Consider the following 22,218-nt stretch of genomic DNA (forward strand, 5'->3'; position numbering starts at 1 on the left):
CATCACTATGCGACATGCGATCCATCAGAGCTGTTCGTTGGGTACGGGTCGCCCAGAAGAGGCAGGTCAGCCACCGAAGACCCGATCGGGTGATCCTGCTGGCACCATGCCGGTAAACCGATAAGGTTGCCGCGCCCACCGGATGCGTCACCCACGTTGGTCGAGGTGAGATCTTCTGTTGTCTGCCGTCACCGCGCCGCTGCCGGCCACCGATCCCGATGACTTAGCCAGGCTCTCCCACTCCCCACGAAATGGGTTGCTGCTGCTGGAGAACGAGGGCCGATTGGGCGCGATCGGGACGGGACGAATCGATGTCGACTTCCTGGCCCGGCATGGTTGGCAGGTGACCGGGGCGCTTCCCGCGCTCTTTCCCCAACAGTTGGGCGATCCGTCGTTCCGCGTCGATTTCGGTCTCGACCACGCCTATCTGGCGGGTGAGATGGCGAACGGGATTTCGTCGTCGCGCATGGTCGTGGCGATGGCGCGGGCGGGCATGTTGTGCTGCTACGGCGCCGGGGGCGTGTCGCCGGACCGGGTGGTCCGCGCGGTCGCGGACATCTCCGCGGCGTTGCCGGGTCGGCGCAACTGGGGTGTGAACCTGATCCACTCCCCCGGCGAGCCGGCCGTCGAACGCGCGGCGGCCGAGCTGCTGGTCCGAACGGACGTGCCGGTCGTGTCGGCGTCGGCCTACCTCGACCTCACCCCGGCGGTCGTGCTGTGTGCGGCGGCGGGGACCACCACCGACGCGACCGGCGTCGTCGCGCGGCCCCGCAGGTTGATCGCCAAGGTGTCCCGGCCGGAGGTGGCGCGGCTGTTCCTGCGGCCCGCGCCCGCGGCGATCCTGCGCGGTCTGGTCGAGGAGGGCGCGTTGTCGCGGGCGGAGGCCGACCTGGCGGCACGGGTGCCGTTGGCTGACGCGGTCACGGTCGAGGCGGACAGCGGCGGGCACACCGACAACCGGCCGCTGACCGCGATCCTGCCCGCGGTGCTGGAGCTGCGCGACGAGCTGGCGCCGTCGGTGCACGTCGGCGCGGCGGGCGGCCTGGGGACGCCGACGGCGGTCGCGGCGGCCTTCGCGATGGGCGCCGCCTACGTGGTGACCGGGTCGGTCAACCAGCTCACGGTCGAGTCGGGCTTGTCGGAAGCGGCCAAGGCGCTGCTGTTCCGCGCCGACGTCGCCGACACGGTGATGACGCCTGCCGCGGACATGTTCGAGATGGGCGTGCGGTTGCAGGTGTTGCGCACCGGCACGATGTTCGCCTCCCGCGCGCAGCGGTTGTACGACCTCTACTGCGACCACGACTCGCTGGAGTCGATCCCCACCGACGTGCTGGCGCGTTTGGAGCGCGACGTGTTCCGGCTGCCGGTCGACGAGGTGTGGAGGCAGACACGGGCGTTCTGGGCGCAACGCGATCCCGACCAGCTCGACCGCGCCGTGGCCGATCCCCGGCACCGGATGGCGCTGGTGTTCCGCTGGTACCTCGGGCGGTCCAGCGGGTGGGCGGTCATCGGTGACCCGGACCGCGTGGCGGACTACCAGATCTGGTGCGGCCCGGCACTGGGCGCGTTCAACCGGTGGGTGAAGGGCTCGTTCCTGGCGGAACCCGGGTCCTGCACGGTCACCCAGATCGGCTGCAACCTCATGGAGGGCGCAACCGTGACGACCCGCGCGCACCAGCTGCGGGTCACCGGCCGCCGCGTCGCGCCCGTCCGGTTCGTCCCCCGCCCACTGGCCTGATCACCGGAGTCCTGCCTTGGCACACGACGTGACCGCGCCCGTCCCGATCGCCGTGATCGGGATGAGCTGCCTGCTGCCCGGCGGCGAGGACGTCGGCGCGTTCTGGCGAACCGTCGTCACCGGACGCGACCTGATCACCGAACTACCAGACACGCACTGGTCCGCAGGTGACTACTTCGATCCCGACCCCAGCGCGGCCGACAAGGTGCACGCCAAGCGCGGTGGTTTCCTGGCTCCGGTGGACTTCGCACCCCTCGCGTTCGGCACGCCACCGTCGTCGCTGGCCACCACCGACACGGCGCAGCTGCTGGCCCTGCACGCCGCGGACGCGGTGCTGCGCGAGGTGCACGACGGGCCGTTGCCCGAGCACGTGCGCGACCGCACGGGGGTGGTGCTGGGCGCGATCGCGCTGGAGATGCTGCACCACATGTCCTCGCGGATGCAGCGGCCGGTGTGGGAGGCCGGGCTGCGGGCACAGGGCCTGGACGAATACGTCGTGCGGGAGGTGTGCGACCGGATCGCCGAGCAGTACGTGCCGTGGCGACCGGAATCGTTCCCCGGTCTGCTGAGCAACGTGGTCGCCGGGCGCATCGCCAACCGGTTCGACCTGCACGGCCTCAACCACACCGTGGACGCGGCGTGCGCGAGTTCGCTCTCGGCGCTGTCGGTCGCGATCGGGGAGCTGGCGCTGGGCCGCGCCGACCTGATGATCACCGGCGGCGTCGACACCCTCAACGACATCACGACCTACATGTGCTTCGGCAAGTCCCAGGTGCTCTCGCCCACCGGTGAGTGCCGTCCCTTCTCCGACGACGCCGACGGCACGATCCTCGGCGAGGGCCTGGCGATGTTCGCGCTCAAGCGGCTCTCCGACGCCGAACGCGACGGCGACGCGGTCTACGCGGTGCTGCGCGGTGTGGGCACGGCCTCGGACGGCAAGGGCGACGCCGTGCACGCCCCGGTCGCCGCGGGTCAGGTCCGGGCGTTGCGACGGGCCTACGACGCGGCCGGGTACGGGCCGGAGACCGTCGAGCTGGTGGAGGCGCACGGCACGGGCACCGTCGCGGGCGACGCGACCGAGGTCGCCGCGTTGCTGGAGGTGTTCGGCGGGTCCGGCCGCGACGGGTCGTGGTGCGCGCTGGGGTCGGTGAAGTCGCAGATCGGGCACGCCAAGGCCGCCGCAGGCGCGGCCGGTCTGATCAAAACCGTGCTCGCGCTGCACCAGCGGGTGCTGCCGCCGACGATCAAGGTCCGCGCGCCGAGGCCCGCATCCGGCCCCTTCTACGTCAACACGACCGCGCGCCCGTGGGTGCGCGACTCGCGTCACCCCCGCCGCAGCGCGGTGTCGAGCTTCGGTTTCGGCGGCAGCGACTACCACGTCACCGTCGAGGAGTACACGGGCGCCAACCGGCCCCGGCGGTGGCGTGTCGCCGCGACCGAGTTGGTGCTGCTCTGCGGTGGTTCGGTAGAGGAACTGGGTGACGCGCTCGCGCACGGTACGGACTTCTCCGAGATCGCCCGCCGCAGCCAGGAGACCTTCGACCCCGGCGCACCGAGGCGGTTGGCACTGGTGGCACCCGACCTGGAGACCGCCAGGTCGACGCTCGCCTCGGTGCTGCGCGCGGTCCGCGGCGACGAGGACGGCGAGATCACCTTCCCCGCCGGTGCCTACAGCGGACGACCGGGACGCCGCGGCCCGGTGGCGTTCCTGTTCCCCGGCCAGGGCAGCCAGTACCCGAACATGGGCGCCGGACTGCTGCTGCACCACGAACGGGCGCTCCAGGCGTGGGACGCCGCCGCCGACGTCCCCCTGGGCGACCGGCCGCTGCACGACGTGGTCTTCCCCCGTCCACACGCCGAGGATCACGACGCCGGCCTGCTCGACCACACCGAGTGGACCCAGCCGTCCCTCGCGGCGCACAGCCTGGCTCTGCTCAACCTCCTGCACGACCTCGGCTTGACGGCCGACCGCGCCGCCGGACACAGCTCCGGTGAACTGGTCGCCCTGCACCACGCCGGGGCGTTCGACGCGGAAAGCCTGCTGCGGCTCGCCCGCGTGCGCGGTGAACTGATGAGCCAAGCGGGCGAACCGGGGGCGATGCTGGCGCTCAACTGCCCGATCGAGGCCGCGGAGAAACTGATCACCGACACCGGCGGCTCACGGCTGTGGCCCGCCAACCGCAACGGTCCCGAGCAGATCGTGGCCTCCGGCGCGGTCCGCGACATCGACGCGCTGGAGGCGTTGGCCCGTGACCGCGGTGTGCGGGTCAAGAGGCTCCCGGTCTCCGTCGCGGCGCACACCCCGCTCATGGCTCCCGCCGCGGAGCGGTTGCGCGCCGCGGCCGAGGCGATCCCGATGTCGGTGCTGCGCGTCCCGGTGCACGCCAACGCCAATGGGCTCCCCTACCCGGCTGATCCGGGGAGCGTGCCCGAACGGCTGGCCGCGCACCTGTGCGGACCGGTGCTGTTCGCCGACACCATCGAAGCGATGTACGGCGAGGGCGTGCGCACCTTCGTCGAAGTGGGACCGGGTAGCGCACTGACAGGGCTGGTGGACGGGGTGCTCGGGGCCCGTGAGCACCTGGCGGTGAGCCTGGACCACCGCGACCAGGACAGCGAGACGGCGTTGCAGACCGCTATGGGCAGGCTCGCTGTGCGCGGCGTCGAACTCGACTTCGCCGCGCTGTGGCGCGACGTCCGGGCACCACGTCCCGCCGCCCCGGCCGCGATGACCGTCCCCATCACCGGCGCGAACGGCCACCGACCCGAACGACCCGCACCGACTCCCACGGCTCGGGTCCGAACGTCCGAAACCTCGCCGACCACGTCCGAACCAGCCGACCAGAGGAAACCCGTGACCGCGCCCCACCAGCCCTCCGCCGAGTGGCTGCGCACCCTGCAGGAAATGCAGCGCGCCACCAGCGAGGCACACGCCACCGTCCAGCAGACGATCGCGGGCACCCACCTCGCCTACCTGCGCACCGCCGAGGAGGCCCTGCGCGGACTGGTGTCGGCGGTCACCGGCACGGCGACGCCCTCCTCACCTCCACCGGCCGCGGCACCCCGACCATGGCCCGCGCTCGCTGCGCCGCCGCCCGCACGCGAGCCCGTCTGGACGCCCGCGCCGACATCCGTCGAGCCGCTGCCCGTGGAGCCGCTGCCGGCGCCCGCTGAGGTTCCGTCCACGGTCTCCGCCCCTGCCCCTGCCCCGGTGCCGGCAGAGGCCGCTCCGGCGGTCACCACCGACCAGGACGTCGCCGAGGTCATGCTCAAGATCGTCGCCGAGCTGACCGGCTACCCGGTCGACATGCTCGACGCCGACATGCGGCTCGACGGCGAACTCGGCGTCGACTCCATCAAACGCGTGCAGATCATGAGCACCCTGCGGGAACGCATGCCGGACCTGCCCCCGCTGGGCACCGGTGACATCGGGTCGCTGCGGACCGTGCGGCAGGTCGCCGAGCGGTTCAGCACCGCCGCACCGCGACGGGCCGGCCGCACCCCCGCCGCCACGCGGACGAGCGCCGCGACCGGTGACACCGCAGAGGAGGGCGACCCAGCCCGGCCACTGGCACGGCTCACCTCCCGGCAGGCGCCTGCTCGCCCCCCGGGATCGGCACTCGGCGGGCTGCACCGGCACCCCGTCACGATCGTCGGAGGTCCCGGCGGCTGGGGAGGTGAACTGGCCGAGGCGTTGAGGCAGCGGGGCATCGGTGCGACGGCATCCGCCACCCAGCCGCACGACGCCCGATCCGTGATCCACCTGGCCGGCCTGGCCGATCCCGCTTCGGTGGACGAGGTGCTGGCCGTGCAGCGCACGGTGTTCGAGGCGGCACGCCGGTTCGCGCGCGCACCGGGCGACGGCGTGTTCGTGGTGGTCCTGGACTCCGGCGACGACCCCACCGCACCTCGGGCGCTGCTGGGCGGGTTGGCCGCGCTGGCACGGACGCTGGACCTGGAGTGGCCGGAGGTGTCGGCGAAGGCCGTCGACTGCGGCCATCGCGACCCGGCCGCGCTCGCCGACGAACTGTGCCTGGGCGGTGCGGACCGCGACGTCACGCTGCGCGCCGACGGCACCCGACTACGACGCGAACTGGTCGTCGCCACCGCCACCACCGGCACGCCCGTTGTCGACGAACGATCCGTCGTCGTGATCACCGGTGGGGCGCGCGGAGTCACCGCGACGGTGGGGCTGGAACTGGCGCGAACATGCCGGCCGCGGCTGGCGCTGTTCGGTCGTTCACCGCTCGTCGTCGAGGACGACGAACTGGCCGCCACACCGGACATGGCTGTGCGGGCCGCGCTCGCCCGGCGCGCGAACGGTCGCGATCTCGCCGAGGTCGGCCGGAACGCCGCGACGGTGACGGCCTCCCGGCAGGTCCGGGCCACCCTGGCCGAGCTGGACGCCCTCGGCGTGGAGCACCGGTACGTCGCAGTCGACGTCACCGACCGGGCCGCCTTGGGTGACGCGCTCGATGAGGTCCGAAGGACGTGGGGGCCGATCACCGGCCTGGTGCACGGTGCGGGCGTGGTGCACGACAAGCTGGTGGCGGACAAGACCGACGAGCAGTTCGCCACCGTGTTCGCCGCCAAGGTCGACGGTCTGCGCGCGCTGCTGGACCTCACCGCGACCGACCCGCTGGAGCTGGTGTGCGCGTTCTCCTCCGTCGCCGCCTGGTCGGGCAACCGCGGCCAGGCCGACTACGCGATGGCCAACCACGCGGTGGAGCACCTGCTCGCCGTCCACCACGCCGCCCACCCCGGTCGCACGGTCCGCGCCCTGGCCTGGGGTCCGTGGGACCACGGCATGGTGACCCCCGAGCTGGCGGAGGTCTTCCGCGCCGACGACGTCCCGCTGATCAGCGCCCGAGCCGGAGCGAGGGCATTCCTGCGGGAGTTGGGCACGGCCGGCGATCCCGCCGTGCTGCTGCTGCCCGACGCGCGGACCACCAGCCTCACGCGCTCGCCGCGTACGTCGGAGGTCGTGGTCACCGGCCGTTCCGACCCGCAGCTCGCCGACCACGTGATCGCGGGTGCGCCGGTGGTACCGATCGCAATGATCACCGAGTGGTTCGTCCGCGCCGCGCAGGGCCGCGACCTGAGGAAGGTGCGGGTGCTGCGGCCGTTGCGGGCGGCCGGTTTCCCGGACAGCCCGCACCGGATCGTCATCACCGCCGAGCACGGGACCGTGCGCTTGAGCACGGCGGACGGCACGGCCGTGGCCACCGCACGGATCACCGACGACCTCGCCCCGGCGCAAGACCGTGAGAGTCGACCCGGAGGTGGTCGGCCGCCCTGCGCCGACACCCCATACACCGAGCCGGTGCTGTTCCACGGCCCGTTGTTCCGGGCGCTGCGGCAGGTGCACGCGATCGGCGCCGAGGGCGCTGTCTCCAGCATCGACGGGCTGGGTTCACTCGGCTGGCCCGATCAGCCGTGGCACACCGATCCCGCGCTGGTCGACGGCGGCATCCAGACGGCGGTGCTGTGGGCGTGGCACGAGGCAGGGCTGTCGACCCTGCCGATGGGTATCGATGCCGTGCACGTGCACCGTTCCGGTCCGGCCGAGGGGCCCGTGCGGTGCCTGGTGCGGCCGGTGGCGGTGCACGATCACCACGTGGTGTGCGACGTGCTGCTCACCGACACCGACGGCAGCCCTCACGCCGACCTGCTCGGCGTCGAACTCGTCGCCCGGCCGGACGCCGGCCCTGGGGAGCGCCGATGACCTCCGCGCCGGTGGCCGTCGTCGGCCGTGGCTGCGTCCTGCCCGGCGCCCTCACCCCGGACGCGCTGTGGGACCTGGTCCGCAGCGGACGCACCGCCCTCGCCCCGGCGCCACCGGGGGTGGAGCCGGTCGGCGCGGTCGGCGGGTTCGTCACCGGGTTCGAGGACGTGTTCGACCCGACCGGCCTCACACCCGACGAAGCCGACCCGACAACCTGCTGGACCTTGCACGCCGCCCGGCAGGCCTTCGCCGAGGTTGCCCAGCACGGCCTCGCCGCACGCACCGGCGTCGTGCTGGGCAACCTCGCGTTCCCCACCCCGTCCTTCGCCGCGTATGCGGAGAGCTTCTGGCGCGAAGGCGCGGCGGGAGCACGCGGGGCCGCCGGCTCCCGGTTCCACTCCACCGCACCGGCCCGGCTCACCGCGCGGGTGCTCGGGCTCGGCGGCGGCACGCTGACGCTGGACGCGGCGTGCGCCTCCTCGCTGTACGCGCTCAAGATCGGCTGCGACCGGCTGCACGCGGGCGAAGCGGACCTGGTCTTGGCAGGCGGGGTCAACGGCGCGGACAGCTTGTTGGTGCACAAGGGGTTCGGCGCGTTGGGTGCGCTCAGCCCGACGGGCCGGTCGCGCCCGTTCCACCGGGACGCTGACGGTTTGCTCCCGGCGCAGGGCGCGGCGCTGGTGGCGTTGATGCGGCTGGACGACGCGGTCGCACGTGGTCTGGCCGTGCACGGCGTGGTGCGGGGCATCGGGCTGGGCAACGACGGGCGCGGCCGGGGGCTGCTCGCGCCGGACCGGACAGGCCAGGTGCGTGCGATGCGCGCCGCCTACGCTGCGGCCGGCCTGGGCCCGGAGTCGGTGTCGCTGGTGGAGTGCCACGCGACCGGCACCGCCATCGGTGACGCGGTCGAACTCCACGGCGTCGCGGAGGTCTTCAGCGGCTGCGCGGACGTGCCGATCGGCTCGCTGAAGGCCAACCTCGGCCACCTCGTCACGGCGGCGGGCGCGGCCGGGTTGATCAAGGTGATGGCCGCGATGCGGGCCGGTGTCCGACCACCGTCACCGGGGGCGGATGAGCCGTCGCCTGTCCTCGCGGGGACCCCGCTGCGGGTGCTGTCCGCCGCCGAGGAGTGGCCCGGGATGCGGCGTGCGGCGATCAGCGCGTTCGGTTTCGGAGGCAACAACGCCCACGTCGTGCTCGACCCCGGTGACGTCGGACCGACAGCCGAGCCGGTGACAGGTCAAGAGCCGCAGCGCAGGCGGGTGGCGATCGTCGCGGTGGGCGCACGGGTGGGAGACGGGCGTGACACCGCCGACTTCACCGCCGCCCTCCTCGACGGCCGGCCGGTCGCGCCCGCGCGGACCGGGATCGAGATCAGGCTGGACGGCGTGGCGTTCCCGCCCAGGGATCTCGCCGCCGCCCTGCCCCAGCAGGTGCTCGCGCTGGAAGCGGCACGCGAGGCCGCCGCGGGCGTCCGGCTGGACCCCGACCGCACCGCGGTCGTGATGGGCGCAGGTGGCGATCCCGAGGCCGCCCGGCACGGCGCGCGGTGGCGCATGCCCGAGGCCGCCGACGCCTTCGGCCCCGAACTCGACGCACCCGCCGCACTCGGCCTGATGGGCAACGTGGTCGCCAACCGGATCGGCTCGCAGCTCGACCTGCGCGGTCCGTGCTTCACCGTCTTCGACGAGGAAGCGTCCGGCACGACCGCCCTGAGGCTCGCCACGCACGCCATCGCCCTGGGAGAGGCGGACAGCGCGCTCGTCGGCGCGGTCGACCTGTCGGCGGAGCCGATCCACCGCGCGGTCAGCCGCGAGGGCGAGGCCGGTGACGGCGCGATCGTGCTGGTGCTCAAAGAGCTCACACGCGCCCGTGCCGACGGCGACGCGGTGCTCGCGACCCTGGACGACCAGGTCGACGCGCGGCTCGTGGTCGGGGACGGCGGATACGACCCGACGACCCGGTTCGGCGAGCCACACGCCGCCGTGGACGCCCTCGCGCTCGCCGCCGCGACCTTGGCGCTGCACCACCGCGCCGTACCGGACCCCGAGGGACCGGCCGCGCCGTGGCTCAGTCAACACACCGCCCGGGTCGGCCCGGTGGGCCTGCGCGCCGTCGACGCCGGCGGCTGGAGTGCGACGGAAGCGCCTGGGCTGCGGATCTTCTCCGGGCGCGACCGGGCGGACGTGGTGCGCGCGCTCGACGCCGGGCACGAGTCATCCGACGGACCGGCGCGCCTGGTGGTCAGCGGCCCGCTGAGCGCGGCCCGTGCCTGGCTCGCCGGCAGCGGCCCCCGTCCTCGCGGCGTGGCCTTCGCCGACCGGCCGCTCGGCGGCGACGTAGCATTGGTCTTCACCGGCGGCGCCGCGTCCTACCGGGGCATGGGGCGCGGACTGGCGCTGGCGCTGCCCGGACTGACCGCAGAAGTGAGCGAGCGGTTCGGCGAGGCGATCGACGACGTGTCCGCCACGTTCCTGCCCGACACCGCCGAGCAGACCGTCCTGTCCCGGGTGCTGGGCGCGTCGTGGTTGAGCCAGCTGCACGCCCGGCTCAGCCTCGACGTCCTGGGTCTGAACCCCCGGGCGACGATCGGCTACTCCTCGGGCGAGAACAACGCGCTGCTGGCCCTGGGAGCCTGGCCGGATACGGAATCCCTGCTGCGCGACACCCGCGACTCGCCGCTGTTCCGGGACGAACTCGTCGGCGACTTCGCCGCGGTCCGCCGCTGGTGGCGGCGGACGGGCATCACCGGCACGCGGTGGCGCGCCCACCTCCTCGGCGGAGACGTCGAACGGGTCCGTGCGGCGGTCGACGGTGAGCGGGCCGTGCACCTGATGTCGGTCAACTCCCCCGACTCCTGCACCGTGGGCGGCGAGGAGGGCGCGTGCGAGCGGTTCCTGGAGCGACTGCGCCCTGACTACGCCGTGCCGCTCACCTACGACGTGGCGGCGCACGCCCCTGTGCTGGAAGAAGTCGCCGACGCGTGGCGGGCGCTGCACCACCGACCGACGAAACCGGTACCCGGCGTGCGGTTCTACACCACCGGCACAGCCGACTGGTTCCACGCCGACGCCGACGCGGCGGCCAACGCGCTGACCCGCCAAGCGCTGGGCACCATGCAATTCGCCGCCACCGTGCAACGCTCCTGGCACGACGGCGTGCGGGTGTTCGTCGAACACGGCCCGAGGGCGCTGTGCACGGGCTGGATCGACACCACCCTGCGAGGCCGGGAGCACCTGGCGCTCGCCCTCGACCCCGGTGCGGGTGACGACGTCGAGCACATCACCGACGCGGTGGTCCAACTGCTCGCGGCCGGGGTGGGCGTCGACCACGAGCACTGGACGCGGCTGATCGGCGCAGCCCACCGCCCACCTGTGTCGCCCGGTCGCACCACCACAGTGCCCGCGCACCCGCCGCTCATCAGCTTCCCCGAACCAGCGGTCGACGCACCCGTCGCAGCCGCACCGGAACGGGAACGCGCGCTCGACCCGCGGATCGTGGCCGCGCTGACCGGTGCCCTCGGCACGACTGCCCGGGGCACGACTGCGGCGGCCGTCCTGGGCGGGATCCACGCGACGACGACCCGGACCCATCTGGCCGTGCTCACCGGCCTCGACCAACTGCACCAGCGGTACCTGGCCGTGAGCGCCCGGGCCGTCCAGGCAGCATCGGTCTCGATGTCGGCCGATCGGCCGCTGTTCGACCGGGCCACGCTGGAACACCTCGCGCACGGCGAGGTCTCCGCGGTCTTGGGCCCGCGGTTCGCCGAACTGGACGAACGGCCCAGGCAGACCAGGATGCCCCGACCGCCGATGCTGCTCGCCGACCGGGTGCTCGACCTCGACGGCGAACCCGCGTCGATGGGACGAGGCGTCATCCGCACCGAGACCGACGTGCTCCACGACAGCTGGTACCTCGACCCGTGCGGGCGGATGCCCGCCGGTCTGATGCTCGAAGCCGGCCAGGCCGACCTGCTGCTGATCAGCTGGCTCGGCGCCGACCTGCGCCACGACGGTGACCGCGTCTACCGGCTGCTGGGCTGCGAGCTCACCTTCCACGACTCACCACCCGTGCCCGGCGACACCCTCCGCTTCCGCATCAGCGTCGACGGCCACGCCGACCACGACGGCACCCACCTGTTCTTCTTCCACTACGACTGCCACACCGACGACCGCCTGCGCCTGACCGTGCGCCACGGGCAGGCGGGTTTCTTCACCGACGAGCAGCTGGCCGGCACCGGCGGGCTGCTGTGGGACCCGGCGGCGCTGCGGCCGACCGAACCCCACACACCCGCCACCGGCCCCGCGTGCTCCTTCGACGACGATCGGGTGCGCGCGTTCTCGCGCGGCGACCTGGCCGCGTGCTTCGGCCACGACTGGGAGATCACCGGCGCCCACGTGCGCACACCCCGCATCACCGACGAACGCGCGTTGCTGCTCGACCGGGTCACCACCTTCGACCCGGCCGGCGGACCGCTCGGGCGCGGCCACCTGCGCGCGGAGCTGGACATCCGCCCGGACCACTGGTTCTTCGACGGCCACTTCCACAACGACCCGTGCATGCCCGGATCGCTCATGTTCGACGGCTGCCTGCAGGCCGCGGCGTTCCACCTCACCGCCCTCGGACACACCCGGGACCGCGACGGCTGGCGATTCGAACCCGTACCGGGGAACACGGTGACATTGCGCTGCCGTGGTCAGGTCACACCGCAGAGCCGGTCGCTGGCCTACGAGGTGTTCGTGACCGCGCACACCGGCGGGCCGCTACCGGAAATCGCCGCCGACCTGGTGTGCACGGTGGACGGTGTGCGGGCGTTCCACGCCGCCGGCGTGCGGCTGCGCCTCGTACCGGACTGGCCGCACCGCCCCGTCCCGGCGAGCGGACAGCCGGTGGCCCGGTCCGAGGACGGCGTGCCGTTCGACGAAGCCGCCATGAGCGCGTTCGCCACCGGCCGCCCCTCGGCCGCCTTCGGCAACGCGTTCGCAGTGTTCGACGGGCCACGCCGGATGATGCGGCTGCCCGCCCCACCGTTCCAGTTCCTCGACCGCATCACCGAGATCACCGGATCGCCCCGGGCCGCGATCGTCGGCAACCGGGCCGTCGGCGAGCACGACGTGCGCGGCCCGATGCCCCTGAGTTCGGTGATGGAGACGGCGTTGCAGACCTGTGGCTGGCTCGCCGCCTACACCGGCGCACCGCTGCGTTCCGCCGACGACCTGCGGTTCCGCAACCTCGACGGCGCGCTCACCCTGCTCCGGGAGATCCCGCCGGGGGCCACGACGCTGCGCACAGAGGTGGAACTGACGGCGATGTCGGACGACGGCACATTGGTCATCGAAGGGTTCACCGCGCGCACCAGCGCGGACGGTGTCCCGGTGCTCGAACTGGAGACGACCTTCGGGTTCTTCCCCCACTCCGCGTTCGACGAGCAGGTCGGGATGCCCGGAGAAGGCATCACGGGAGCACCGAACTCCGACGTGGACCTGCGCAACCCGGAACTGCCTGTGCTCGACCGCGTCACCGGGTCCTGGCCGGACGGCGGCCGCGCCGGACTGGGCAGGCTGCGCGCGGAGAAGGTCGTGCACGCCCGCGACTGGTACTTCGCCGCGCACTTCTTCACCGACCCGGTGCAGCCCGGCTCCCTCGGCGTCGAGGCGATGGCCCAACTCCTGCGCCACCACCTGCTCCGGCAGGGGTGGACGCCCGACGACGCCCCGCTGGCGACCGGCCGGCCGATGCGCTGGAGCTACCGCGGCCAGGTCGTGCCCACGCACGACCTGGTCACCGTCGAGGTCGACATCACCGCCGTCGCATCAGACCACGTCGTTGCCGACGGCCGCCTCTGGGTGGACGGCCTGCTCATCTACCGCGTCGAAGGGCTCAGCCTGTCCGGCCGCGCCCCGGAGGGGAACTGACATGGATCTCATCGAAGGGCTGGGCGAGTACCTGTTCGACGGCAGGTACGACCGCGACCACGCCGACCTGCCCAAGCTGCTCAGCACACCCGCACACGCCCCCCGGCGCGGCTTGTCCTGGATGGACGGCGCCCGGCAGTCCTACGCCAACATGCGCGACCTCGCCGCCGCGACCGGCCCACCGTCCTCGGTCAACGGCGACGTGCACCGGCTGTGCGCGCTGCACGAGTGGATGGGCGTGGTCGACCCGGCCGCCGTGGGCATCATGAGCGTGCACTACAACCTGTGCGCCGCCTCGCTGGCCAACCTCGCCCAGCGTCCGCAGGACGTGGCCGACCTGCTGGCCGACGTCGATTCGATGCGGGCCATCGGCCTGTTCCTCGCCACCGAGACCACCAGCGGCAACAACCTCGCCGCCATCCGCACCCGCGCGACCTACGACGCCGCAACCGACGAGTTCGTGCTGGACAGCCCGGACCACACCGCCTACAAGATCATGTCCACCACCGGGCTGCCCGGCCTGGCCCGCGTCGGCGTGGTGATCGCACGCCTGGACATGCCCGGTGTCGAACCGGCGCTGCACGCGTTCGCCGTGCGCCTGACGACCGAATCCGGACTCGCTCCCGGCGTGCGGGTGATCCCGCTGTCGCGGGGCATCACGATGGACATGGACTACGCGCTGACCGGGTTTCACGGCGTGCGCGTGGCCCGCCGCCACTGGCTACCAGGCCCTGGAGCCGACGCCGATCCGCGCACCACGAGGCCGGGCTTCTGGCAGACCCTGGACTGCCTCAAGCTCGGCCGGATGCTGCTGGCCGGCGCGGCGCTCGCCGAAGCACGCGCGGCGCTGGCCATCACCGTCCGCCACTCGCTGCACCGCATGACGCAGGGCGGGCGCGGGCGACAGGTCCCCGCGATGGCCCACCGCAACCACAACGACGTGCTGATCAGGTTGATCGGCCGCGCCTACGCCGCCACCGGCCTGGTGAACACCGCCAAGAACCTGTGGGCCGAGGGTGTCGCCGAGCCACACCGGACCCTGGTCGTCAACACCGTCAAGGTGCTCGCCTCCTACACCGCGCTCGACACCAGCTCCCGGTGCCGCGAACGCTGCGGCGCACAGGGCCTGCTGCTGCACAACCGGATCGCCGAGTACCTCGGCCTCGCCCACGCCGCAGTGACCGCCGAGGGCGACAACCAGGTCCTCGCCCTCGCCATCGCCAAACAACTCATCGCCGACCAGCGGTTCACCACGCGCTCCTGCCCGACCCCCATCGAGGTGCCCGACCTGCTGGCCTTCCGCACCCGGGCCCTGCTCGACCAGGCCAGGAAGATCGTGGCCGACCCGGCCCGCACCGATCCGTTCGACGCCTGGAACGCGGCCACGGGACACGCCCGGGACGCCGTCCTCGCACACTGCGAAGAGCAGGCCCACCTCAGCCTGCTCGCCGGAGCCGCCAACGCGGACGGACCGGCCCACACCGTGCTGGCCGTGCTGGCCCGCCACCACGGCACCGCCCTCGTGCTCGAGCACGCCGACCGGTACCTCGTCCACGGACTGCTCGACCCGGCCCGGTGGCACGAACTGACCGCCCAGGCCGACGCCGACCGCCTCGTGCTGGTCGAGCACGCCGAGGCGCTGGTCGACGCCTTCGGCTACACACCGGAACTGCTGGCCACCGCCATCGGCAACCACACCGCCGACAAGGAGAACACCCCATGCTGAAGCACCACACCTGGCCCCTGCACATCGCCGGCCAGGACGTCGACGGCGCGTCCTGGGTCCACCCCGTCGACGTCTCCCTCATGCTCACCGACCCCCGCGCCGCCAAACAGGCCGCCACCGCCGCGGCCAACGGCGAACCCGCACCGGGCGTCATCGCGACCGTGGCCGTCGCCGGACCCGACCACGTCGCCGCCGCCACGAAAGCAGCCGCTGAAGCGTTCCCCGCGTGGCGCCGCACGCCCCTGGCCGACCGGCTGGCGATCGGCGCCGACATCCACCACCGCATCCTCGCCCACCGCGACGAACTGGCCGCGGTGATGATGGCCGAGGGCTACCCGTCACGGGTGGCCCAGTGGTCCATCGCCGGCATCGCCCACAGCCTCAGCCCCGAATACCTCGCCCGAAGCGCGGCACAGATGACACGCGAGGAGACCGTCGGCAACCGCCGGCTGCTCGTCCGCCACCTGCCCGACGGCGTCATCGCCTTCCACCCACCCCGCAACGCCGCCGCGACACTGTCCTGCCTCGCCATCCCCATGATGCTCGCCGGCAACACCCTGGTGATGCGCGCACCCACCGCCGTCCCCGCAGGCGTCATGTACATCTTCCGCGAACTCGTACTCCCCGCCCTGCGCGAGGCAGGAGCACCGGCGGGTGTGTGCAACATCGTCTGCGGCGGCGCCCAAGACATGCTCCAGGCATGGCTCGCCGACCCACTGATCGACGACATCGCCTTCGTCGGCAGCTCTGAACTGGGCATCCAGGTCGGCGCGCAATGCGTGCAGCACGGCAAGAAACCCTTGCTGGAACTCGCCGGCAACGACGGCTTCGTCGTCTGGGAGGACGCCGACCTCGACCGCTCCGTCCTCGCCGCCGCCGAGGCGTTCCTCGCCTCCACCCAGATCTGCATGGTGCCCAAGTACGTGGTCGCCCACCCGACGATCGCCGACGAATTCATCACCCGCCTCACCACCCACGTCCGCGATCTGCGCCCCGGCCTGCCCACCGACCCCGACGCCACGCTCGCGCCGGTCGCCAAGGCCGCCGAATTCCTGACCATGCTGACCAAGTCCCAGGACGCGGGCACCACCCTGCTCACCGGCGGCTCACTGATCGACCTGGCCGGCAACCCCAACCCGCACGGCCCGTTCGTCCAACCCACCCTCATCCGAGTCAACGGCCTCGACATCGCACGCACGCTCCCCGCAGTCACCGAGGAGACCTTCTTCCCCCTGCTGCCGATCATCGTCCCCGAGCAGGGCCCCGACCTACTGGGGCAGGTGCTCGCACTGCTCAACGCCAACGCCTACGGCCTGCGCAACTCGCTCTGGGCCACCAACCCCGACACCATCGACCGCTTCCTCACCGACATCACCAACGGCGGCATCATCAAGGTCAACGACTCCCACTCCGGCACCACACCGTTCCTCCCCACCCACGGCGGAACCGGCCTCTCCGGCGGCCCGTTCGGAGAGACCTACTACCCACTCCTACGCGCGACCCACCTGCAAGCGGTGTCCATCGGCACGGACATCGACGTACCGGACGCGCTCGTGACCGTGGACACCGGCTCCCGTCCTTGAGGCGGTCCGGCTGCGCGCCCGGACAGCCGACCCTCACGATCGAGCACCAGAGGTCGGGGGCGCGGCGCGGGAATACTGTCACCGACCACGGGTGCGCCGAGGTGGGGGCCACCAATGCATATCCCGGTGGACCGTTCGTGGACTTCTTCTGCGATATGAGCACCGATCAGCTTCTCCATACCGGGCGAACTGCCGCACCGTGCCACTGCGTTCGGCGGCGGGACTGTTTCGAAATCGGTGTGTTCGGCCCGACACGCCGGGCCTGGGGTCCGGCGGGATGGGCACTGTGAGTGATGACATCTGAGCTTGTGGGGACGAGGAAGAGCGGGACCGGGCGGCAGCTGTCGCCGGAGCAGGCCGCTGCGGCGGCGATGGTGGCCGAGGCCAAGGCGCGAGGGCTGGCGTCGACCGGCCCGGACGGCCTGCTCAAGCTGTTCACCAAGAACGTGCTGGAGACCGCCCTGGCCGAGGAGATGACCGAGCACCTCGGCCACGAGAAGAACCGCGCGGAACCCGGACGCGAGTCGACCAACGTGCGCAACGGCAGCCGGACCAAGACCGTGATCTCGGACGCGGCCGGCGAGGTGGGGATCGAGGTGCCCCGCGACCGGGAAGGCACCTTCGAGCCGCGGATCGTCAAGAAGCGGCAGCGTCGTCTCACCGATGTCGACGAGATCGTGTTGTCGTTGTATGCCAAGGGGTTGACCACCGGGGAGATCTCGGCGCACTTCGCCGGGATCTATGGCGCCCCGGTGTCGAGGGAGACGGTCTCGCGCATCACCGACAAGGTCGTGGCGGAGATGAACGACTGGGCAGGCCGCCCGCTGGACGCCGTCTACGCGGCGGTGTTCCTCGACGCGATCGTGGTCAAGGTCCGTGACGGCCAGGTCGCCAACCGGCCGGTCTACGCCGCCATCGGCGTCACCGTGGACGGCCGTAAGGACGTGCTCGGGCTGTGGATGGGCACCGGTGGCGAGGGTGCCAAGTTCTCCGATGAGCGTGCTGGTCGACCTGAAGAACCGCGGCATCGGGGACGTGTTCTTCCTGGTCTGCGACGGGCTCAAGGGCCTGCCCGACGCGGTGGCGAACGTGTGGCCGCAGACCGTGGTCCAGACCTGCGTGGTGCACCTGATCCGCAACACCGTCCGGCTGGTGGCCCGCCAGGACCGGGACGCGGTCAAACGGGACGTCATCCCGATCTACACCGCGCCCACGCCCGACGTCGCGGCGGCGGCATTTCCCGACCGAGCAGTCGGCGATGAGGTGTCTGCACCTTGTCACCCGCAGCCTGGACCCGACCGGGACGGGCCGCGCCAGGTGGACGATGCGCTGGAAGCCCGTGCTCAACGCCTTCGCCATCACGTTCGGTGACCGCTGGCCGGGAGCCGAAAACTGCTGATCAACAACGTCGGACACACCGGTTGCGGGATGGACCCGTGGGTCGGGGTTGTGGGAGAGGTTCGATGGCGAGCAGGGTGTTGTAGTGGTCCGCGGGGTGGAGTTCGCCGATGGGTTGGCCGTTGACCTGGATCCAGGCATGGGCGGTGAAGGGGTGGGTGCGCACGCCGGTGCACCAGGTGGGCCAGGTGCCGCGGGCGCGGCAGTAGAGGGTGGCGGCGAGGGAGCGTTGCAGGCAGCCCTGGCCGGCGCAGCGCAGGCTGACCGAGACGACCGCTGCGCGGGCGGCGAGGGCCTGCTCGGCGGTGGCGGGACGGGCGCCGCGGCGGGCGAACTCCAGGATCCGGCGCAGCCTGACCGGGGGCAGGCGGGTGAGCAGGCGGGCGGCGCCGACCGCGAGCAGTGGCAGCACGCGGCGGTGCGCGGGTAGTCGGACGCGGTGTTCCAGGGCGACGGGGACGCTCACGACTCGACCACCAGGTTCGCGGTGCGCAGCCGGCCGATCAGCGCGGTGACGTCGTGTTGCACCTGGCCGGGGTCGAGGTGGTGGTCGGCGGCCAGGTCGCCGGCGATGCGGTCGGCGGCCTGGTTGTCGAGCAGGGCGTGCAGCACGCGGGTGCCGGTGGGGTTGAGCTGGAAGTAGCGGCCGGTGCGTTCGTCGAGCAGGACGGTGCCGTGCTCGGTGGCGGTGGTGGCCACGTCAGGACGCAGTCGCAGGTTCATCGGTCTTCCCCGATCCGGGTGACACTGTGTTGGTGTTGGTGGTCGTGGTGCGGAGCCAGGTCTCGCAGCCCAGCAGCCGCTCCAGGGCGAACGCGGTGGAGTTGTCGACCTGGGGTGCCAGCAGTCGGGCGCGCAGCACGTCGACGTCGATCACACCCTGGGCGGCCAGCGCGGAGTCGGCGAACATGTCCAGCAGGGCGGGCAGGTTGCGGCGCAACCCGATCCTCCGGTTCTCGCCGAACTCGCCCTTGGTGGAGCGCCCGGCGATTTCCGGGGGCAGGACGCCGCGCATCGCCTCGGCCAGCAGCGGCTTGTAGCGGCCGGGGGTGCGGCGCTCGTGCGGCCGCACGGACAGGGCCGCCTCGATCACCCGGTCGTCGAAGTAGGGCATCTCCAGAGTGATCCCGGCGGTGGCGAAGAGCCGGGCGAGCCGGCGGTAGGCCGGCCCCATCGTGCGCAGCACCGCCAGGGTGGCGTGCTGCCCGCGTTCGTCGGCCAGCGGTCGGGCGTGCCCGGCGGTGTCCAGCAGCAGCCCGCGCGCGGCCTCGACCGCGGCCGGGGTCACCCAGTCCGCCGCGCGCAGCGGAGATCCCCAGCCCAGGGTGGGGGTGCGGCGGGCCGGGGGCGGGTCGGTGAGGCACCGTGCCTGGTCGCGCCACCAGCCGGCGAGGGTCCGGTTGTCCGTCAGCGCGGTGACGGTGGCGGCCAGCGGCCAGCGGTGCAGCGCGCGGTGGCCGCGCAGGTGGGCAAATCCGGTGAGCGGGTGGTGGCGCAGGGTGTCGCGCAGGTAGGCGAAGCCCTCGTGGAACAGTTCGTCACCGCCGTGCCCGGCCAGGTGCCGACGCGATCCGCGCCCCGCCAGCACCGCGGCGGTGTGCAGGGTGATGGCATGGGTGCGGGCGAAGGGGTAGGGCGCCTCCGCGTCCCCGGTGCGTGTCGGGTCGGCGTAGACCGTCGGCATGTCCGCCGGTGGCAGGACCAGGTGTTCGGCCCGCGGCAGGGCCCGGATCGCCAGGGCCGCGAAACCCGCGTCGTCGTTGCCCGCCTCGATCTCGCCCGAGCGGAAAGTCACAAGCCCAGGGGTGTCCCGGGCGGCCAGGAAGCACAGCGAGGTGGAATCCATCCCGCCGGACAGGTCGGCGCTCGACGCCCCGGCGGCCCCGGTGCGGGCGGCTACCGCGTGGTGCAGCGCCTCGCCCACCACGCCCGCGCCTGCATCGAGGGACGTGTCCGGGGCGGGTGGTCGCCACCACCGCACCGCCGTCGCGTCGCCACAGGTGTCCACGTGCAGGTAGTGGTCCGGTTCCAGTGCCCGCACACCCCGCCACATCGACCGCTCGCCCAACGGGGAAGGCAGTCGCGGGCCGCAGGCGATCCGGGCGGCCAGCATCCGCTCGTCGACCTCCGCCCCGACCAGCGCGGCCAGCACATCGGCCCGGTCACCGGCCACGGTGATCCCGTCGCGGCGGGCGTGGAAGACCTGACGCAGACCGGCCAGGCCGCCCTGCACCCGCAGCACACCTTCCACCGACGCCACCACGTGGACACTGCCCGGCAGCGCACGCGCCACCGCGTCCAACTCCGCCACCCGCCGCACCCCGGCGACCATCCCGCACAGCCGGGTGGCGGTGACCGGGCAGCACCCGATCACCGCCACCCGCACCAGCCCGGCTTCCGCCACGGTGCACTCACCAGGCTGCCACCGGCCCACCAGCCACGGCCGGCCCGACGCGTGGGACACCACCTCGGATCCGGCCCGCGCCGCCCCGATCCACGATCCGGCGGCCACGGTATCCGGCAACGCCAGCCAACCCTCAGTCATCACTCACCGTATCCAGCCGGATGGAGGCTCAGCCGAAATAAGCCTGCCAGTCCTCGATCTCCTCGCCGTGCCCGAGGGTGTCCTCGCCGAACTCTCCCAGCTCGACCAGGGCCGGCGTCTCGTACGGTGTCACCGTCTTTTTCTCGTCCATCACGATCTCCTGTCCTGAAACAGTTTCACAGCAGGGTCGCTGTACCGACAGGATGGTCCATACAGGACACAAAAAACCCCGGGGTCGGATGACCACCCGAATCAGCCACCCCACCGGCGAACACCACCCCACAACGACGCGAATATCACCCTCCGTGACGACAGGACCGCTCCGGCCGGGCCCATACGATCACCGCCCTGAGCGCACGGCGAAACCCGGCAGGGGTCGGGCGGCGGGTGATGGTGTTCGGGCGGTGGCCGCGCCAGCCGTCCACGCTGCCGGGAAGGATGGCGGGATGCAGCCGCCGACCGGGATGCTTCTGCCGGACGGAGTGGACTGCATGGTGGACAGCAGTCCGGCACCGTCGTCCCCCGACAGCGTCGGGCGCTCTGCTCGGGCCCCGTGGTCGGTGGGCTGGGAGTTCCTGTCCAACTGGGCCTACTCCCCGCACGTGGCTGCTGGCGCGGCCCCGGCGCCGCCAACGGCCGGTGGTCCGTGCGCGGCCGGCCTCCACGACCGGGACTGCTGTTGCTCTCCGTGGCCGGGTCCTTCCTGCGGTCGACGGAGATGGTGAGGAACGATGTGCTCAGTTGATGGCAAGCCGGCTCTGCGGACCAGGTCCGCCGTTCTTCTTGCCTTGTCCGGAGGCGGCGGGTTCGGTGGCCGGGTCGGTGCCCTCATCATCTTCGACAAGGGTCTTGTCGTCCTGCTCTTCGGTCGTGGGCTCGATGGAGTGATCCTCAACGACGTCCTGGTTGTCATCGTCCTGCCTCATAACAACCATCCTTTCCTCGATGACCGACAACGGGTACGAGTATGGACGCCGAAGGTGTGCTCGACGCGGTGCGTCACCCGATGGGGAAAGTCCCGCCGAGAGGACGTCCTTCCAGTGGGCGACGAGTCAGTGCGGGGTTCCTCCAGGACGGGGACCTGACAGAGGTACGGTCCGGAAGACCCGATACCCACCCTGATGATGACCGTGCGTGCCGACGTTCACCCGACGCCTCGGCTCGGCACCACCTGTCCAGGTGGTGCCGAGCCGACCGGCTGGCCGAATTCCTGTCGTGGGACGACTCTGCGTTCACCGGATGCCGGTGGTGGTGTCCCAAGACACCCGGAGGGGACAGCATGCGCCGAGCGGAGATTGTTGCGACGTCGGTGAGGCCCGAGCGGCCGTGGTGGTCGCGACTCGCGGTCGCGGTGTTGGTGGCGGTGTCGTTGGTCGTCGCACCGTTCACCGCGTCGGCCGGTGGGCCCGGTGTCCTGGAGCCGTTGACCGACGAGCAGTGGGTCGCCCACGTCCGGGAGGTCGAGGACAAGGTCGCCGAGGCGCTCGCGCGGGGCCGGGCCACCTCCGTCACGCACACCGTCGGCGGCGACGGCGTGCACTGGCTGCCCGAACGCGCGGCGAAGCAGCGCTTGATCGCCGCGGAGTTG

At 72.4% G+C, this 22,218-nt stretch carries 11 protein-coding genes and 1 pseudogene; 7 read left to right on the plus strand and 5 right to left on the minus strand.

Going from position 1 to position 22,218, the window contains the following annotated elements:
- The first annotated feature begins 178 nt into the window (after nt 1-178).
- The 6 genes and pseudogenes from ABD223_RS29125 (at nt 179) to ABD223_RS29150 (ending at nt 18,086) form a co-directional block, all read left to right on the plus strand.
- Entirely contained in the window at nt 179-1,738 is a 1,560-nt protein-coding gene (locus ABD223_RS29125) for a PfaD family polyunsaturated fatty acid/polyketide biosynthesis protein (RefSeq protein WP_380646948.1), read from the plus strand.
- A 16-nt stretch (nt 1,739-1,754) separates the two neighbouring features.
- Nucleotides 1,755-7,463 (plus strand): SDR family NAD(P)-dependent oxidoreductase, encoded by a 5,709-nt coding sequence (locus ABD223_RS29130; RefSeq protein ID WP_344039784.1) that lies wholly within the window; start codon nt 1,755-1,757, stop codon nt 7,461-7,463.
- Nucleotides 7,460-13,378 carry a beta-ketoacyl synthase N-terminal-like domain-containing protein gene (locus tag ABD223_RS29135; RefSeq protein WP_344039785.1) on the plus strand — a complete coding sequence of 1,973 codons (5,919 nt, stop codon included), beginning with the start codon at nt 7,460-7,462 and terminating at the stop codon, nt 13,376-13,378. The genes ABD223_RS29130 and ABD223_RS29135 overlap by 4 nt, the downstream gene beginning before the upstream one ends.
- A 1-nt stretch (nt 13,379) precedes the next feature.
- On the plus strand, nt 13,380-15,104 hold the full coding sequence (locus ABD223_RS29140) for an acyl-CoA dehydrogenase family protein (protein ID WP_344039786.1): 1,725 nt from the start codon (nt 13,380-13,382) through the stop codon (nt 15,102-15,104).
- A complete protein-coding gene (locus ABD223_RS29145; protein ID WP_344039787.1) occupies nt 15,098-16,687 on the plus strand; it encodes an aldehyde dehydrogenase family protein in 1,590 nt (529 codons plus the stop codon). Before ABD223_RS29140 ends, ABD223_RS29145 begins: the two co-directional genes overlap by 7 nt.
- A 293-nt stretch (nt 16,688-16,980) precedes the next feature.
- Nucleotides 16,981-18,086, plus strand: a pseudogene (locus ABD223_RS29150) (IS256 family transposase).
- On the opposite strand, the gene ABD223_RS29155 reads toward ABD223_RS29150, so the two are convergent.
- From ABD223_RS29155 to ABD223_RS29175, 5 genes are all read right to left on the minus strand, one after another.
- Nucleotides 18,087-18,551, minus strand: a complete 465-nt coding sequence (locus tag ABD223_RS29155) for a lasso peptide biosynthesis B2 protein (protein WP_344039788.1) — start codon at nt 18,549-18,551, stop codon at nt 18,087-18,089.
- Nucleotides 18,548-18,808 carry a lasso peptide biosynthesis PqqD family chaperone gene (locus ABD223_RS29160; protein ID WP_344039789.1) on the minus strand — a complete coding sequence of 87 codons (261 nt, stop codon included), beginning with the start codon at nt 18,806-18,808 and terminating at the stop codon, nt 18,548-18,550. Before ABD223_RS29160 ends, ABD223_RS29155 begins: the two co-directional genes overlap by 4 nt.
- A complete protein-coding gene (locus tag ABD223_RS29165) occupies nt 18,786-20,630 on the minus strand; it encodes an asparagine synthase-related protein (protein ID WP_344039790.1) in 1,845 nt (614 codons plus the stop codon). The genes ABD223_RS29160 and ABD223_RS29165 overlap by 23 nt, the downstream gene beginning before the upstream one ends.
- 28 nt (nt 20,631-20,658) lie before the next feature.
- Nucleotides 20,659-20,781, minus strand: coding sequence for a lasso RiPP family leader peptide-containing protein (locus ABD223_RS29170; RefSeq protein WP_344039791.1), 123 nt, complete (start codon nt 20,779-20,781; stop codon nt 20,659-20,661).
- A gap of 586 nt (nt 20,782-21,367) precedes the next feature.
- Nucleotides 21,368-21,586, minus strand: coding sequence for a hypothetical protein (locus ABD223_RS29175; RefSeq protein ID WP_344039792.1), 219 nt, complete (start codon nt 21,584-21,586; stop codon nt 21,368-21,370).
- 323 nt (nt 21,587-21,909) lie between these two features.
- Between ABD223_RS29175 and ABD223_RS29180 the strand changes: the two genes are divergently transcribed.
- A partial coding sequence (locus ABD223_RS29180) for a hypothetical protein (protein ID WP_344039793.1) occupies nt 21,910-22,218 on the plus strand: 309 nt, incomplete at its 3' end.

Origin of the sequence: Saccharothrix xinjiangensis (genome assembly GCF_039527585.1) — a bacterium.
Taxonomy (GTDB): Bacteria; Actinomycetota; Actinomycetes; order Mycobacteriales; family Pseudonocardiaceae; genus Actinosynnema; species Actinosynnema xinjiangensis.

Coding starts and splice junctions, on each gene's coding strand:
- ABD223_RS29135 (WP_344039785.1), top strand. CDS start 7,460: ATGACCTCCGCGCCGGTGGCCGTCGTCGGCCGTGGCTGCGTCCTGCCC.
- ABD223_RS29140 (WP_344039786.1), top strand. CDS start 13,380: ATGGATCTCATCGAAGGGCTGGGCGAGTACCTGTTCGACGGCAGGTAC.
- ABD223_RS29145 (WP_344039787.1), top strand. CDS start 15,098: ATGCTGAAGCACCACACCTGGCCCCTGCACATCGCCGGCCAGGACGTC.
- ABD223_RS29160 (WP_344039789.1), bottom strand. CDS start 18,808: ATGAACCTGCGACTGCGTCCTGACGTGGCCACCACCGCCACCGAGCAC.
- ABD223_RS29165 (WP_344039790.1), bottom strand. CDS start 20,630: ATGACTGAGGGTTGGCTGGCGTTGCCGGATACCGTGGCCGCCGGATCG.
- ABD223_RS29170 (WP_344039791.1), bottom strand. CDS start 20,781: ATGGACGAGAAAAAGACGGTGACACCGTACGAGACGCCGGCCCTGGTC.